This is a genomic window from Advenella kashmirensis W13003, from assembly GCF_000506985.1.
In the GTDB taxonomy this organism is placed as follows: Bacteria; Pseudomonadota; Gammaproteobacteria; order Burkholderiales; family Burkholderiaceae_B; genus Advenella; species Advenella kashmirensis_A.
The window spans coordinates 1,539,228-1,553,933 of record NZ_KI650979.1 but is presented as its reverse complement, the minus strand read 5'-3'; the positions used below and the strand labels follow the sequence as shown (position 1 = coordinate 1,553,933).

General features: G+C 54.5%; 16 protein-coding genes. 7 read left to right on the top strand and 9 right to left on the bottom strand.

Annotated features, from left to right (window positions below; all coding sequences use genetic code 11):
* Positions 1-10 precede the first annotated feature (10 nt).
* The gene (locus W822_RS31215; RefSeq protein ID WP_024004517.1) at positions 11-901 is read left to right on the top strand and encodes a LysR family transcriptional regulator; all 891 of its coding nucleotides are present in this window, start codon (positions 11-13) and stop codon (positions 899-901) included.
* Positions 902-988: 87 nt separating this feature from the next.
* Here the strand turns inward: W822_RS31215 and map are convergent, their stop codons facing one another.
* The 3 genes from map to W822_RS31200 all read right to left on the bottom strand — a co-directional run bounded on the left by map (position 989) and on the right by W822_RS31200 (position 3,113).
* A complete protein-coding gene (map, locus tag W822_RS31210; protein WP_024004516.1) occupies positions 989-1,780 on the bottom strand; it encodes a type I methionyl aminopeptidase in 792 nt (263 codons plus the stop codon).
* Complete coding sequence (locus W822_RS31205) at positions 1,777-2,037, bottom strand: ParD-like family protein (RefSeq protein ID WP_024004515.1); 261 nt, start codon at positions 2,035-2,037, stop codon at positions 1,777-1,779. Before W822_RS31205 ends, map begins: the two co-directional genes overlap by 4 nt.
* Before the next feature lie 155 nt (positions 2,038-2,192).
* A complete protein-coding gene (locus W822_RS31200; RefSeq protein WP_024004514.1) occupies positions 2,193-3,113 on the bottom strand; it encodes an MmgE/PrpD family protein in 921 nt (306 codons plus the stop codon).
* Between the two features lie 180 nt (positions 3,114-3,293).
* Here W822_RS31200 and soxR point away from each other — a divergent pair, with 180 nt between their 5' ends.
* On the top strand, positions 3,294-3,755 hold the full coding sequence (gene soxR, locus W822_RS31195; protein ID WP_024004513.1) for a redox-sensitive transcriptional activator SoxR: 462 nt from the start codon (positions 3,294-3,296) through the stop codon (positions 3,753-3,755).
* Here soxR and W822_RS31190 read toward each other — a convergent pair.
* Both W822_RS31190 and W822_RS31185 read right to left on the bottom strand, forming a co-directional pair.
* A complete protein-coding gene (locus W822_RS31190) occupies positions 3,681-4,574 on the bottom strand; it encodes an arylamine N-acetyltransferase family protein (protein ID WP_051401638.1) in 894 nt (297 codons plus the stop codon). The genes soxR and W822_RS31190 overlap by 75 nt on opposite strands.
* 63 nt (positions 4,575-4,637) lie before the next feature.
* Positions 4,638-5,438 carry a helix-turn-helix domain-containing protein gene (locus W822_RS31185; protein ID WP_034279505.1) on the bottom strand — a complete coding sequence of 267 codons (801 nt, stop codon included), beginning with the start codon at positions 5,436-5,438 and terminating at the stop codon, positions 4,638-4,640.
* A 263-nt stretch (positions 5,439-5,701) separates the two neighbouring features.
* On the opposite strand from W822_RS31185, the gene W822_RS31180 reads away from it, so the two are divergent.
* Complete coding sequence (locus tag W822_RS31180) at positions 5,702-6,091, top strand: putative quinol monooxygenase (protein WP_024004510.1); 390 nt, start codon at positions 5,702-5,704, stop codon at positions 6,089-6,091.
* Between the two features lie 74 nt (positions 6,092-6,165).
* On the top strand, positions 6,166-6,642 hold the full coding sequence (locus W822_RS31175; RefSeq protein ID WP_024004509.1) for an OsmC family protein: 477 nt from the start codon (positions 6,166-6,168) through the stop codon (positions 6,640-6,642).
* 15 nt (positions 6,643-6,657) lie between these two features.
* Here W822_RS31175 and W822_RS31170 read toward each other — a convergent pair whose 3' ends face one another.
* Positions 6,658-7,956 (bottom strand): MFS transporter, encoded by a 1,299-nt coding sequence (locus W822_RS31170; protein WP_024004508.1) that lies wholly within the window; start codon positions 7,954-7,956, stop codon positions 6,658-6,660.
* Positions 7,957-8,100: 144 nt separating this feature from the next.
* Between W822_RS31170 and argE the strand changes: the two genes are divergently transcribed.
* Entirely contained in the window at positions 8,101-9,264 is a 1,164-nt protein-coding gene (gene argE / locus W822_RS31165; protein ID WP_024004507.1) for an acetylornithine deacetylase, read from the top strand.
* A gap of 53 nt (positions 9,265-9,317) precedes the next feature.
* Here the strand turns inward: argE and W822_RS31160 are convergent, their stop codons facing one another.
* From W822_RS31160 to W822_RS31150, 3 genes are all read right to left on the bottom strand, one after another.
* Positions 9,318-9,935 (bottom strand): DUF4760 domain-containing protein, encoded by a 618-nt coding sequence (locus W822_RS31160; protein ID WP_024004506.1) that lies wholly within the window; start codon positions 9,933-9,935, stop codon positions 9,318-9,320.
* Between the two features lie 228 nt (positions 9,936-10,163).
* On the bottom strand, positions 10,164-11,954 hold the full coding sequence (locus tag W822_RS31155) for a pyrroloquinoline quinone-dependent dehydrogenase (RefSeq protein WP_024004505.1): 1,791 nt from the start codon (positions 11,952-11,954) through the stop codon (positions 10,164-10,166).
* A gap of 77 nt (positions 11,955-12,031) precedes the next feature.
* Positions 12,032-12,820: a c-type cytochrome gene (locus tag W822_RS31150; protein WP_051401637.1), complete on the bottom strand. Its 789-nt coding sequence runs from the start codon at positions 12,818-12,820 to the stop codon at positions 12,032-12,034.
* Positions 12,821-13,051: 231 nt separating this feature from the next.
* Between W822_RS31150 and W822_RS31145 the strand changes: the two genes are divergently transcribed.
* Both W822_RS31145 and W822_RS31140 read left to right on the top strand, forming a co-directional pair.
* The gene (locus W822_RS31145; RefSeq protein ID WP_024004504.1) at positions 13,052-14,071 is read left to right on the top strand and encodes an XdhC family protein; all 1,020 of its coding nucleotides are present in this window, start codon (positions 13,052-13,054) and stop codon (positions 14,069-14,071) included.
* A gap of 8 nt (positions 14,072-14,079) precedes the next feature.
* Positions 14,080-14,706 (top strand): nucleotidyltransferase family protein, encoded by a 627-nt coding sequence (locus W822_RS31140; protein ID WP_051401636.1) that lies wholly within the window; start codon positions 14,080-14,082, stop codon positions 14,704-14,706.

Below are 14,706 nucleotides of genomic sequence, written 5' to 3'. Positions count from 1 at the left end.
AGATTGAGTCATGCCGAACTGGCGTCCGGACTTTCTGACACTAAAACTGTTTGTCGCGGTATGTGAAGAAAACAGCATTTCACACGCGGCAGAGCGTGAAGCCATCGCCCCCTCGGCCGTCAGCAAAAGACTGGCGGAGCTGGAAGACAACCTCGGCATTTCATTATTGATACGCGGCAACCGGGGTGTGACGCCCACGTCTGCGGGCCTGTCGTTTCTGAATCACGCAAGACAGATCCTGCTGCATACTGAACGAATGCAAAATGAAATGGATGATTACAGCAAAGGAGAAAAAGGACAAGTCCAGCTATACGCCAATGCGTCGTCAATCATCCAGTTCCTGTCCCGGGATATCGGCAGCTTTTTGAAGCTGCATCCACTCATTAACATTGATCTTCAGGAACGAACCAGCAGCGAGGTCGCGCAGGCGGTGCTCGAAGGAAAAGTAGATGTAGGAATTTGTCTGGGCAATATTGACGCGGAGGGTCTGCAATTGCGGCATTACTCTACCGACAGTCTGGTCGCGATAATGCACCGCTCGCACCCGCTCGCTACCATGCGAGAAGTAGGCTTCGCCGACCTGCTCGATTTTGACTTCATCAGCCTGCAGGCCCAATCCCGTACAACGTCATTCCTGAAGAGCCGCGCTGCCGAATCCGGCAAAACGTTGCATTTCCGGGCACATGTGGATTCCCTGGATGTGGTTCTATACCTGGTGGCGCAAAATCTGGGCATCGCTATTATGGCAAACGGAATTATTCAATCTGCCAAAACCCACCAGGACGTCACAACAATTCCATTGACCGACGACTGGTCACAGCGTGAATTAAAAATATATATGCGCAGCTACGCGGCATTGCCGCGGCCATCCAGACTCTTTGTCGACCATCTTGTACGATAATTGATTCTATCTCTGAAGCGATCAAGCCTCTATCTGCAGCGAGTGACCGTACGCATCTCAGCATGACGGCCGACCCGCAGGACGCATCTAGCGTATCGGCTCGTAGCCTTCCTGATCTTCGGGCCACGGTGTCAGCACCTCGAATCCATCGGCTGTGACGACCACCATATGTTCCCATTGCGCCGACAGCGAATGATCCTTGGTGACCACGGTCCATCCGTCTGCCAGTTGTCGTGAATGCCGTTTACCCGCGTTGATCATGGGCTCGATGGTGAACATCATGCCTTCCTGCAACTTGAGCCCTTCACCGGGCCGACCATAGTGCAGCACTTGAGGATCATCATGATAGATTTGCCCGATGCCATGACCGCAGTACTCACGTACGATACTGAAGCCTTCACGGTGCGCCACGTTCTGTATGGCGTATCCCACGTCGCCCAGTGTCGCGCCCGGGCGCACCTGACGGATACCGGCCAGCGTGGCTTCATAGGTAGTATGGACCAGACGCCTGGCCAGCGGCCCGGGTTCGCCCACGAAATACATCCGGCTGGTGTCGCCGTACCAGCCATCTTTGATGACGGCCACGTCGATATTGATAATATCGCCGTTGCGCAGTACTTTATCCGACGGAATACCATGACAAATGACATGATTGACAGAGGTACAGACCGTTTTGGGAAAGCCGTGATAGCCAATGTTGGCTGGAATGGCGTTTTGCACATTCACAATATGTTCGTAACACAGCCGGTCCAGCTCGTCTGTAGTCACACCTGGTTTCACGTGGGGCGAAATGATATGCAGCACCTCGGCCGCCAGCCTGCCTGCAATCCGGGCCTTGGCAATGTCTTCTGCAGACTTGATCGACACACGGTTGCTCATTGGCGGGCTCCAGTCGCATTATCGGCGCGTGCAGGCGCGGCCCCCATGGCAGAGATAGCACCCAGATCCAGCGAGCCGCTTTGGCCTGCCTGCACCAGCATGCGGCAAAGATCGCTGTGATCAAGATCTGGGTACATTTCGGCCAGCATGCCGATTCGCATCCAGTGTTCGGCCTGCGCGTTGATGGAGCGGCTCAAGGCCGTGCTTGCCAGACGCAGGTTCTCGTGCATCTGGTCGGAAATTTTTACAATACCCATAATGTATCCATGTGATCTTAGAACAAAACGGCGCAACCACAGGGTTACGCCGCCATAAAGTCGCTCCCGATAACGAGCCGATTATATGAAACGTATACGTTTAGTATATCACATTGATGATATCGAAGACCATTCTCCTGGATTGTCTCGTACTGTCACGGCAGAATACAGGACCTGATTACCCCTGGTTCGGTATGCTCCAGGCGCGCAATAAGCTTAATAATCGCGTCTATCCTCGCCATCCCGTTACTCGCAGAGAGCCGTTCCCGAAAACGCTGCGCGGATTGATCTGCGGTTGGCGCAGGTTGCCGGTCGAGCGCCAATTGCCAGGCATCGGCACCGATGGGAACTGCTTGCCTGCCCTGCTTGAGTAGGTTGATCAAGTCTGCAGGACTGACGGCCCCGGTAACAGCCATGTGAGCCGACAACACGCCGTCCATCGCAGCGCGGGCTGCCCCGGAGTGACCGACAGCATCCGATCTCTTGTTCGTATCCTCTGCCAATTGAGCGGCCTGCCCGGCAGCGAACCCCATGGCATTCAGCGTGGCGGTAGCCGACAGACCCTGTGCTTTGGCTGCCGCTGCTGCTGCCCCGACCGCAGCGCTACATGCGCCCACGCGCCCGGCAAGCGTGTCGTCATCAGGAACCCCTTCGGCCAGAACAGCCGCCGCGGCATAACCTGCCGCCAATGCCTCCATCAGCAGGCGTCCGTTTCCACCTGTGGATTCCACAGCAGACCACGCAGCAGCGATGATTGAGGCGTTTGTCTTTGCGAACGCCTGGGTGCTCCAGGCAGGCAGTGGCCCAGCCTCAAGCAATGCGCCCACGGACAGAGCAATTTGCGCTGACTCTAATGATAATGCTCGCCCCTCAGCAGCAACACTTGCCTGCTCATGGCCTGAGCGCCCCTGACTCGTGATCGGAACCAGCCTCATGACGTTCGTCTCGTCACCAAGCAAGGTGCTCAATGCGTCCAGCAGGCGCCAGCGAATCTGCTCCCGAACCGATACCGGCACTTTTTCAAATGTTATATTGCTAATGAATTGTGCCAATTTATCGGCGGACAGCTCCGTCATATTTTCAAACCTTCTAATTTAATTTCAACTGTTATTCTGAAGCATCCGCCCCGATGCCACCAGCGATATTCAGGTGGTTTCTTGATGCAAATCATATTTTTGAAATTTATAGACCCTGACTACAACAGGGATATTAATTCAACCCAGCCGAATTAACGACGCAAGGCAACAGGAACTGTCATGTCAGAAATACGACCCGAGGATCATGGAAAACTGCTCTCTGTGGGCGAGGTAGCCCAGCGCAGCGGCGTTGCCGTGTCGGCACTGCATTTTTATGAGCGCAAAGGATTGATCGAAAGCGTAAGAAACAGCGGCAATCAGCGTCGCTATAAGCGAGACGTGCTACGGCGGGTAGCCATCATCAAAGTGGCGCAACGGGTTGGTATCCCACTGACGGAAATCGCCGAAGCGTTTTCCACGCTGCCGCGAGGAAGAACGCCTGATGTCGCCGATTGGGAAAAAATGTCCAGCATCTGGCATGACGACCTGAACGAGCGTATTCAGGCGCTCATTGCCCTGCGTGATCAGCTGACCGGCTGTATCGGATGCGGTTGCCTGTCGATCGCCTCATGCCCCCTGCGCAATTACATGGACCGGCTCTCGGACAGCGGGCCGGGTGCCCACTTCCCACCCTTGCGCTAACTGCTTCCATTTTTTTTGAAAAGCAGCCACGTCGGGCACGCGAACGCCAAAGACCTCCAACAACACGTCCTGGGTTTCGTCGGCGCTCCCCAACATTTTTTGCACCGTGTGACCATCCCGATAACGCGTCGTTAACCGGTTATTGAGCAGGTTATGCCGCCCGTCCTGGAAAATTCTGGCCGCGATGATTGAATGACGAAAATGCGAATCGTCATGAGTAGAGGTGTAATAGTTGGGCGCTATATAATCGACCGGATGCTGCCTGGTCAAGTCGAAGCGATACATGCGGCGCCAGCCACCGTCAGTATGGAGCTGAAGCCAGTATTCGCCATCGATCAGCAAACACCGATAGGTGCCATAAGCGGTCTGCTGCGCATTTTCACGATTCATGATCATGGGTTCGGGAATGGAATTGCCCCCGAAGCCAACATCAACAATATATGGACGGTTATCCAGCCTGACGTGCAGCAGCATATGAGATCGCGGTGTAATTTCGCTGTCCTCGCTGCCCCATTGCACGCGTGCCATCAGATTCGATACGACAAACCCCAATCGATGCAGCACGTGGGCGAACAACAGATTCTGCTCATAGCAATAACCACCGCGATCACTGAAGACAAGCTTGTGCTCCACGCTGGGCAGATCGAGCAGCACCGGCCTGTTCAGAAATGGGTCAAGATTTTCAAATGAAATTGCTTTCTGGTGCTGCAGCTGGAGCGCCGCAAGGGTGTCCAGCGTGGCTTCTTTGGAACCTGTATAACCGAGCCTGGCAAAATACGCGTTCAGATCGATTTTGTAATCTGTGAGCGGGGTCTTCATCAAAACACTCCGGGTAAAAGAATAAATGACGATTGCAGTGTAAAACCTCAACCTATATAAAGGTCAAGCCATTTGCTCTGCAAACATTGCCTGATTCCGCAGGATCGCCGCAGAACCGGCATTGGCCGGCAAAAATATTTCCAGCACCAATTCGGAAAGCGCCACTTCCAGCGGGGTACCAAAGGTCATGGTCGCGCTAAGCAACGACAGCACGCCTTCATCCGTTTGCAATTGCAACGGTACGGCAATGGCATGGTTTATATGTGCAAATGGCGCGGTACCTTCCGGCACGGGGTAAGACTCCAGCTCATCGTATAGCGCGAGCAGCCAGGGATCGGCGGTCTGTTCGTACTGTCTTCGCAACCGCTGCAGCAGATGCGCGCGCCATTGCGCCAGATTGAGAATACGTGATGCCACTCCCTGCGGATGCAGACCCAGCCGCAATACGTTTACCGGTGGCGTCAATAATTCGGGAGCGACATCGGCAAGCAATAACGACAGACTGCGATTGGCATGCACCAGATTCCAGTGGCCATCGACCGCCATGGCAGGAAAGGGTTCGTGCGCGGTTAACACGGTTGTGATCGCCGTGTGTGCTTCGTGCAGCGGCACATCGTCCATTGCATGCTCCGCATAATGTGGCGCATAGCCTGCACACAGCAGCATCTCATTGCGTTGTCGCAACGGGATATCCAGTTGCTCGGCCAGCAACAGCAGCATCTGGCGGCTGGGCTTTGCCCTGCCGGTTTCCATGAAGCTCAAGTGCCTGGCCGAGATATTCGCCAGACAGGCCAGACCAAGCTGACTATAGCGCCGCCGCTGTCTCCAGTCACGAATAAGACTGCCGACGGTAGGGTTTGTCATGATTGTCGCAGATTCCAGGGGTTTAACACGGGCGGGCCAACCGAAGCACCGCTTGCTGGCGCGTGCCCGACAGCAAACTCGGGCAGACAGCCGGTTCAAGCATAAACGGGACAAAAACAAAAAACCATTACCTGACGGGTAATGGACACAAGCCGCGTTTTATATCACAGTCTATCCCACAGCCCTTTTGCGCCCCTGAGTTTGCACCGCACTTCACTGCAGGATGAATCTTATCCTCTATCTGATAAAGAAGGAAATATCGCATGACCGACCTGTCCGAATCAAGCCCTGATTTACACAAAAATACAAATCAGCGTACCCTGAGCTCAACCGTGAATCCTTCAACTGAAGAAACCTACGTTATTATCTTCCATCTGAAAACCGGGGCCCAGGCGCAGTTCCTGGCATTGCTTGAGCCCGTGCTCGATGCGATGCGTAACGAAGCAACTTTTATCAATGCCGTGCTGCACCGGGATCCGGCGTCTGACAATACGTATATGCTTTATGAAACCTGGTCGGATCATGAAGATGTGATCAATGTCCAGCAGCACAGGCCTTATCGCAAGGAATTCTGGGACACCTTGCCCGGGCTGCTGACCCAATCCCGGCAGATTCAGATATGGAAACCGATTCGCACAGACCTGGCATTCTGACCGCTGAGCCCGTTGACCGGATATCCGCCATATCAGAAAATACGTCATTATTACTTGTATTCAGGAGCAGACCCATGGCCGTCACGCACGACTACGAAATCACCATCGAATGGACAGGCAATCGCGGTGACGGAACACTCAACTACAAGAGTTATGATCGCGATCATGTTATCCAGGCCGCAGGCAAACCCGACGTTGCCGGCTCGGCGGATGCCGCTTTTCGCGGCGACCCGCAACGCTGGAGTCCCGAAGACCTGCTGGTTGCCTCCGTGTCAGCCTGCCATAAGCTCTGGTATCTGCATCTGTGCGCTGACGCCGGGATCCAGGTTCTAAGCTATGTCGATCACGCCCATGGTGTCATGCAAACGCATGCCCAAGGAGGTGCATTCACGCATATTTTGCTCAAACCGACGATCACCGTCAGTCGTGAACAGGACGTCGCCATGGCAATGAATCTGCACCATGACGCCCATGAAAAATGCTTTATTGCCAACTCGGTCAATTTCCCCATAGAAATCGAGCCCGAGATCAGCGCCACCGCTACGCGATAGCGCCGTGTGCGGTGGTCAGTGCGTCACTTCGCTATCGGCGCGTTTGCCCAGAACCAATGCGGCAATCAACCCAAGCCCGACCCCGAACATGACGTAATAAGTGGGCGCCATGGGTGAGCCGGTCTGCTGGATCAGCCAGGTGACGATAAATTGTGCAAATCCGCCAATCAGCATGACCGCCAGGTTATAGGAAATGGAGAGCCCGAGCGAGCGGACGCGTGTCGGAAATAACACGGCCATCACCGTGCTGAAAACAGCAAAGAAGCCCGCCGCGCAAAGCCCGGTCGCCAGCTGCACGACAATGAGCCTTGAGATGCTCGGTGCGGCCGTCAACCAGGAGTAAATCGGAAACAGAATCACAAAATACAGAGCCAGGGACGTAATCAGCAAGCGGCTGCGACCGATGCGGTCGGCCAGGATGCCCATGAGCGGCGTCATAATCACCACCCACAATGCACCCAGCATTTGCACTTCAAAGGTTTCCTGCAGGGGCAGATTCAGTATCTTGGTGGCAAATGTCACCAGATACGTAAACGTGATATATACCGTCACGGTGGCAGCCGCCACAAGCCCAATACCCAGGACCGTTTCACGCCAGGCACTCACCAGCAGCTCGCCGATGCTGATACGCTTACCTTCAGCCGCTTCCTGTTTCTTGGCATTGCGAAATACCTCGGTTTCATCCAGCTGCTGACGAATATAGACCGCGACAGGAATGATGACCAGGCCAACAAAGAACGGAATCCGCCATGCCCAGGCTTCAATTTCTTCTTGTGTAAAATACACCGTCATCAAGGTGCCGGCGCCGGCGCCAATCAGCAAACCGATCATTTGCCCGGTCATTTGCCAGGACCCATAATAGCCGCGCTTGTTTGGCGGCGCCATCTCAATCAGTAATGCGGTTGCCGTACCGAACTCGCCACCCGCTGAAAACCCCTGGATCAGCCGGGCGATCAGAATCAGGATCGGGGCCAGAATGCCGGCTGTCAGATAGGTCGGGGAGAACGTAATGATCGCCATGGATACAGCCATCAGCGACGTTACCAGCACGAGTGCGGCCTTGCGCCCATACTTGTCGCCATACATACCCAGGATGATGCCGCCCACAGGTCGCATGAAGAAACCCACGCCGAAAATGGCGGTTGTCATCAGAATATCGTTCAGATCGCCACTTTTGGCCGAAGGATCCACAGGGAAGAAGAGCCGGGCGATGATCGGCGTCATGAACGCAAAGACCAGAAAATCGTACCATTCCAGCGCATTGCCGATCACTGCAGCGGCCAGGTTGCGCACCGAAACCTTGGTGGGTTGCATGAAAATATCCTTTAGCGGGTAGAATAGAAATTAAAATACTTTGTAATGACATACAGCACAAGCGTGCTGGAACAGTTATGGCGTAAAAACCCGGGATTCTGTGGTTTTTCCATCTTTCTTATTATGTATCAAGGACAAACTCACATGAGCACGACACTCAGCAAAGAAGACTGGCTTGCCACCCTGGTTGGTATGGATACGACCAGTCGCAATTCCAATATGGGACTGATTGAAACTGTGCGTGATGCCCTGTCGGCGCAGGGTGTAGACTGCTGGCTGACCACAGATGAAAAGGGCGCCAAGGCCAACCTGTTTGCCACGCTGCCTGCCGCCGACGGTCAAACCCAGGGCGGCGTCGCGCTCTCCGGCCACACTGATGTCGTCCCGGTAGATGGCCAGGACTGGAACAGCGATCCCTTTGTTCTGTCCCCATCGAAGGATCGTTTCTACGGTCGCGGCACCTGCGACATGAAAGGGTTTATTGCAACCGCAATGGCACTGGTCCCCGAGTTTCTCCAGCAAAACCGCAAAAAGCCGATCCATCTTGCCTTCTCCTATGACGAGGAAGTCGGCTGCGCCGGTGCGCCATTCATGCTGCGTGAACTGCAAAAACGCAATCAGAAAATCGACGGATGCGTCGTCGGCGAACCGACCGGCATGCGCGTCGTCGTTGCCCACAAAGGCATCAACCTGTTCACCTGCCGTGTTCACGGCAAGGCGGCCCACTCATCACTCACGCCTTTCGGATGCAACGCCATTGAACATGCGGCACGTCTGATCTGCCACATTCGTGATCTCGCCGATCACTATCGTGATACCGGGCCTTACGACAAACACTATGATGTGGCCTACAGCACCATTACCACCAATAAAATCCAGGGCGGCATTGCCGTCAACACCATTCCCGGCGAATGCCAGTTCAATTATGAATTCCGCAACCTGCCCGGCATGCCCGGCGAACAGATTCAGGCGAAAATCCAGGAATATGTAAATAACGAATTATTGCCACGCATGCAGAAAGAGTTTCCGGACGCACGCATCGACATCAGCGCCGACGCCAGTGCGCCACCGCTGGAAGCCTCTGAGCAGGCCGCCATTACGGAGCTGGTTCGCGCCCTGACGCAGGACAAGGAAACGCGCAAGGTAGCCTACGGAACCGAAGCGGGGCTGTTCCAGGAGCTGGGCATTCCAACGATTGTCTGCGGTCCCGGCATGATCGAACAGGCGCATAAGCCGGATGAGTTCGTGGAGTTTTCACAACTGAATGACTGCGAGAATTTTCTAAGGAAGCTGTCGGCGAGTCTTTGAGCATCACCGCAATTTTGCTCCTGAACGGTATCCCCTCGACCCAAACTCTGGCATTATCGGGGATACTGAGCATCATACGCTGCAGCAAATAACCCTCGGTCGTTACGTCGGCTCCGCTTCTTTTCTGTTTTCATCATCCAATCGGCTGCAAGTTTATCTATATGACAATATACGTGCGGTGTGCTTTTTTGCCTTTCCCTTATATACGGTCGCAACGCTTTCCATACCGTCAATACCGTAGACGCATATGATCTGAAGAGCACTTCTGGATCGTAAGCCTTGATGTCAATACCAATCGCCATTCTCTCAAAACTGTTCAAGACCTCCCGAACACATAGTAAATCTTGGCCTTTTAATGTGGCGACGCTAAGCTCGTCTGCAGGCTTAGTATTTGCAATTTGAACAACATTTACTATATACCCTTTTGATGTTTCCGATGATAGATAATTATTTTGAAAATCGAGAGCGTTTTTTACCCGAGCTATTTTTCTTTGAGTTCTAAGACCGTTGTACGCGATCAGTGTCGCTAAGCACATGATGGGGGCGGTGGGATTTTTTTTCAAAAATTGCCATATACCCGCCCTTTCGACATGTTGATACCCAGCGACAGCGAACGCCAACGAGAAAGCGCCCCAAAGGGGCGCTCTGCTTGACCAGCCATTAACGCTCATTGGCCAAAGTCCTGTTCGTCAAGTTTCATGTGACCTCCTGCGCAATGTAATAACACGATAAACGAACCTAAGATTCGACAATTATAGAGCAAACCAGAGCAGCAGATCGCGCATAAATGTCCTGTTTAAGGCCTGATATCACGTAGTAAAGTTGCGTTCGGTATGGTACCCCTGGTTGATTGAAACCGCGTGACAGCAGAACGCCGTCACGCAACTTCGTTCACCGCCTTATTTCTTACCGCTCTTGGCCTTGATATCATCCAGCGCAAACACGAAAACTGAATGACCGGAGTCAACCACATTCTTCAACTCCGGACTCAGGATCGCAGCAGGCGGCGTTTGAGCATTGGGTCCAGTTACCACGGCAATGTACTGCTTGCCGTCAACGCTATACGTCATCGGGAAGCCGCCAATCGATGTATTCAGACGAATAGACCACAGCTTGTCGCCGTTGTTCTGGTCATATGCCGCAAATTCACGCATGCTGTCGCCGGTGAACACAATGCCACCGCCTGTCGTCAGCACACCTGAACTGAAAATCGGCTTCTGCTTTTTAACCCACAGGAACTTACCGGTTTTGACATCAACCGCATACACGCGACCAACACTGTCTTCACCGGGCGCGAATGAGACATCACCAGATGCCTGGGCACCTACAGACTCACCGGTACGCAGTTCGATCGGCTTGGGAGTCAGTTCCTTGCAAGACGAGCTGACAGGCACATACAGTGCATTGGTCAGCGGGCTATAAGCAGCGGTCATCCACAGTTTGCCCAGATCGCGCCCCCCACATACCTTGACGGTTTCGTCAATGGATTTGGCTTTCAGATCGGTGTTGGTAATGACTTTGCCATCTTCCGTGAAGCCTTTGATCACGTTCTGATAAACAGTGTCGCGAGCCCACAGCAGCTTGCCGGTGTCCCGATCCAGCACAAAGGCCGTACCGTATTTACCGGGAACAGATGCGATCACGTCATATTTCTTGCCGGGTTCGACATCCTTACTCATGTAAGCCACTTCGCCCTTGCTTGGCGCGATCTGGCTTTCGACCAGTACACGCTCGAACGGGCTATCCAGATCCCAGTCGTCATTGGGCATATGCTGATAATGCCATTTGACCTTGCCTGTTTCAGCATCAATGGCCAGCGTGGAACTGGTGTACAGCGCATCGCCATCGCCGCTGCCACGCAGAATGGATGGATACGGAATCGGCATACCTACGCCCCAGTACAGCATTTTGCGTTTGGGATCGTATGAACCGGTAATCCAGGGAGAGCCACCCCAGCGGTTTTCCTTGGCCAGGCCGCCCCAGCTGTCGTCCACGGCAGGATCGCCGATGGTATTCAGACGCCACAACTCCTTGCCAGTTTCAGCGTCATGGGCTGTGATGTAGCAGCCACCCGCCGTGCCGGTGATACTGCAACCGGATGTGCCCGTGAAGACCTTGCCATCGACAACCAGCGGGCCGGCGGTAAAGCTGTAGCCTTTTTCCCACTCATTGACCTGAACTTCCCACAATTTCTTGCCGGTTTTGGCTTCAAGCGCGACCAGTTTTGAATCAGGCGTGGTCAGATAGACTTTGTCTTCATACAGCGCCAGTGAGTTGCGTTGACGATTCGCCTGTGCATCATGATAGCCACCCGTAAATTTTGGCAGCGGCTGTGTGTATTCCCAGATCAGATCGCCTGTCGTTGCGTCCAGCGCCTGCACATGACTGCGGTTCATGCCCAGGAACATGATGCCGTCGTGAACCAGTGGCGCCGTTTCCTGCAGGCCACCCACAGGCATAGACCATGCCCAGGCCAGATCCAGCTGCTTCACGTTTTTCTTGTTGACCTGATCCAGCGGGCTATAGCCCTGGTTATCGATCGTACGACGCCAGCTTGGCCAGTCGCCGTCGGCCGGTTTCAGAATCTGTTCGTTTGAAATCGGTTTGTAGTTTTCAATCTTCACTTGCGCCTGGGCCGCGCAGGCAAACATCACTGCGGCAGATACAGCCAGAAGGCTATGGATTTTCATTTTGTGTCCTATTCTTCAATATTCATTACGGTGGGCAGGTCACTGTGATTGCTTGCCCATCGGGTCAGTTGTGCTGATCAGCGTGCAGCCTTGGCCTGCTCGGCGGAAACCCCACCGAACTTATTACCCCAGCTGTTGCGAACATACGTTGCGACTGCGGCGACCTGTTCGTCGTTGAACTGACCACCCAGTGCGGGCATACTGTTCAATCCGTGAATAATTGTGCTCAGCAGCGCAGGGCCGTTGGCCAGGCGATCAAATCCTTCCAGCTTGGTACCGAAAGCGCCCTGGCCTTCTGCACCATGGCAGGCGGCGCAGGTACTGGCGAACACTTTCGCACCGGCGGCCATCATCTCAGGAGTCGCTTCGACTTTCTCACCCGCTTCCTGCGGATGCTCGGCCGTGCCCAGTACAGAAACCATCACGCCCACGTCGGCAAATCCCTGGCCTTTCATGTCGCCCGGTTTGGTATCGCCATCAAAGCGATACAGCGGCAGTCCGCCGTAGCTGACCTGCGAAACACCTTTGTCATTTTTTTCGGTTTTCAGCAGACCCGGCAAAATGTCTTTGCCCAGTGGACGGGTTTCTGAAACGACCGGATCCCAGTGCTTCATACAGGCCTCGTCGCACGCTGCTTTTTTCCCATCCTGAGTCAACGTGTACAGCGTGCGTCCCTCGGCGTCAACAAGAAAGGGGGTCATGGCGCCACTAGTGCCTTTTGCAATCAATGTCGCGGATGTGGAAGGCGTACTTTGCTGCACAGCTTGTGAATCCGCCGCAGCAGTATTGGCATGCGCAAGTGAGGCGGTCCCGAATGCAGCAGCGCACGCAACTGCGCAGGCAGTGTGTGTCAGTTTAATTTTCATTGCTTTTCTCGTGTTTGGAAGGGTTGCGGTAAATCATTTTCCAGCCATACTTTGCTTGACTAGTCAATGATCTAGATCAAATGATACCCTTTTATGACGCCAGAAGCACGTCGCGGGACAACATTAGCCGGAATTATTACGTCCAGGATGCATTACAATCGTTATATTGCAATCATCATTATTGTCGTGCGCTGTCCACCCGGCTCCTATAGAAAAACTCAGGTCAAAGCAATGGAAAACCTAGATGTGCTCGTACTTCGCAAAATCGCTGCCTGGCGCCGCGAAGGAAAAAAAGCCCTGCTGGCCACGGTCATCCGCACCTGGGGCTCTTCACCGCGCCCCCTGGGTTCGATCATGGCCCTGTGCGAAGACGGCGCTGTAGTCGGGTCCGTGTCAGGCGGCTGCATTGAAGATGATCTGGTCTATCGCTACACAGGCGGCAGCGACAAAGATGCGTTGACCAACGGCGCGCCGCCCTGTCTGGTGCGCTACGGTGTCACAGCAGAAGAGGCTTATCGATTCGGCCTGCCCTGTGGCGGCACGCTGGAAATTCTGCTTGAATTCAATCCTGAAGTACAGACGCTGGAAGCGCTCGTGGCCGCGCTGGATCAGGGCCAGTTGATGGAACGCGCCGTCGATCTGCGCTCCGGTCAGGTGCAGCAACAACCATTGGCCAGTCCGCTGCCGTTGCGTATCGATGAACAACGTATGCTCAACACCTTCGGTCCCGAGTTTCGCATGCTGCTGATCGGCGCGGGCCAACTGACCGAATATGTTGCCACCATGGCGCTGTTCAGCGGCTTTACCGTGACTGTCTGTGATCCGCGCATCGAATATCGCAATGGCTGGTCTGTGCACGGCGTGACGATTCTGGAAGATATGCCCGATGACGTTGTCACACAGTTCCGTCCGGACAGTCGCACCTGCGTCATTGCACTGACCCATGATCCGAAACTGGACGATCTGGCGCTGCTCGAAGCGCTGCAATCGAACGCATTTTATGTCGGTGCTATCGGTTCTCGTCGCAACAACCAGGCCCGCCGCGACCGGCTGCAAGAGCATTTTGGCGTGACACCGGCGCAGTTAGCTCGTTTACGGGGACCGATCGGCATCTATATCGGCAGCAAATCGCCGGCAGAAATTGCAGTCAGCGTGATGGCAGAAGTGATTGCCGTCAAAAACGGACTTCTTCTGCCCGAGAATTTTGATGTTTCTCACGCCAAGGCCAACCCTTCCGAATACGCTGCCTGACCGGACCAATGACTGAGCGTACTTCCCCCACCAGCGTTCCGGACATTGTGGCTCTGGTGCTGGCCGCCGGCAAGGGAAGTCGCTTCGATGCCTCCGGCACTCGCTACAAGCCGGTTCAGGCGCTGGCAGACAGAACGCCCATGGTGTATGCCGTCTGTCATACGCTGCTGCAGCATATTGCCCACGTCACTGTCGTTTGCGGCCCCCAGGAGCAGGCGGTGCACAGCGCGCTTGGCGACTTGCCGGTCCGTACTGTTCACTGCACGGAAGCGCACCAGGGTATGAGCGCCTCGCTGCGTTGCGGTGTCCAAAGCAGCCCCGCGAGCGTAGGCTGGATCATTGCGCTTTCAGATATGCCTTTTATCCGTGCCGAGACGGTGAGCGGCGTTGCTTCACGCCTGCGCCAGGGCGAACAAATAATACGTCCGGCATACCAGGGCAAACCAGGACATCCGGTCGCGTTTGCCAGTAAGTTCAGGGACCAGTTGCTTGGCATCACCGGCGATGAAGGCGCGCGCACGATCATTCGCCGACATCCGGATGCATTGACCGTTTTTACGGTTAATGATCCGGGATGTCTCATCGATATTGATACGGTGGAGCAGTTGCAGCGGCACGGCACCGGTGAGCAATGA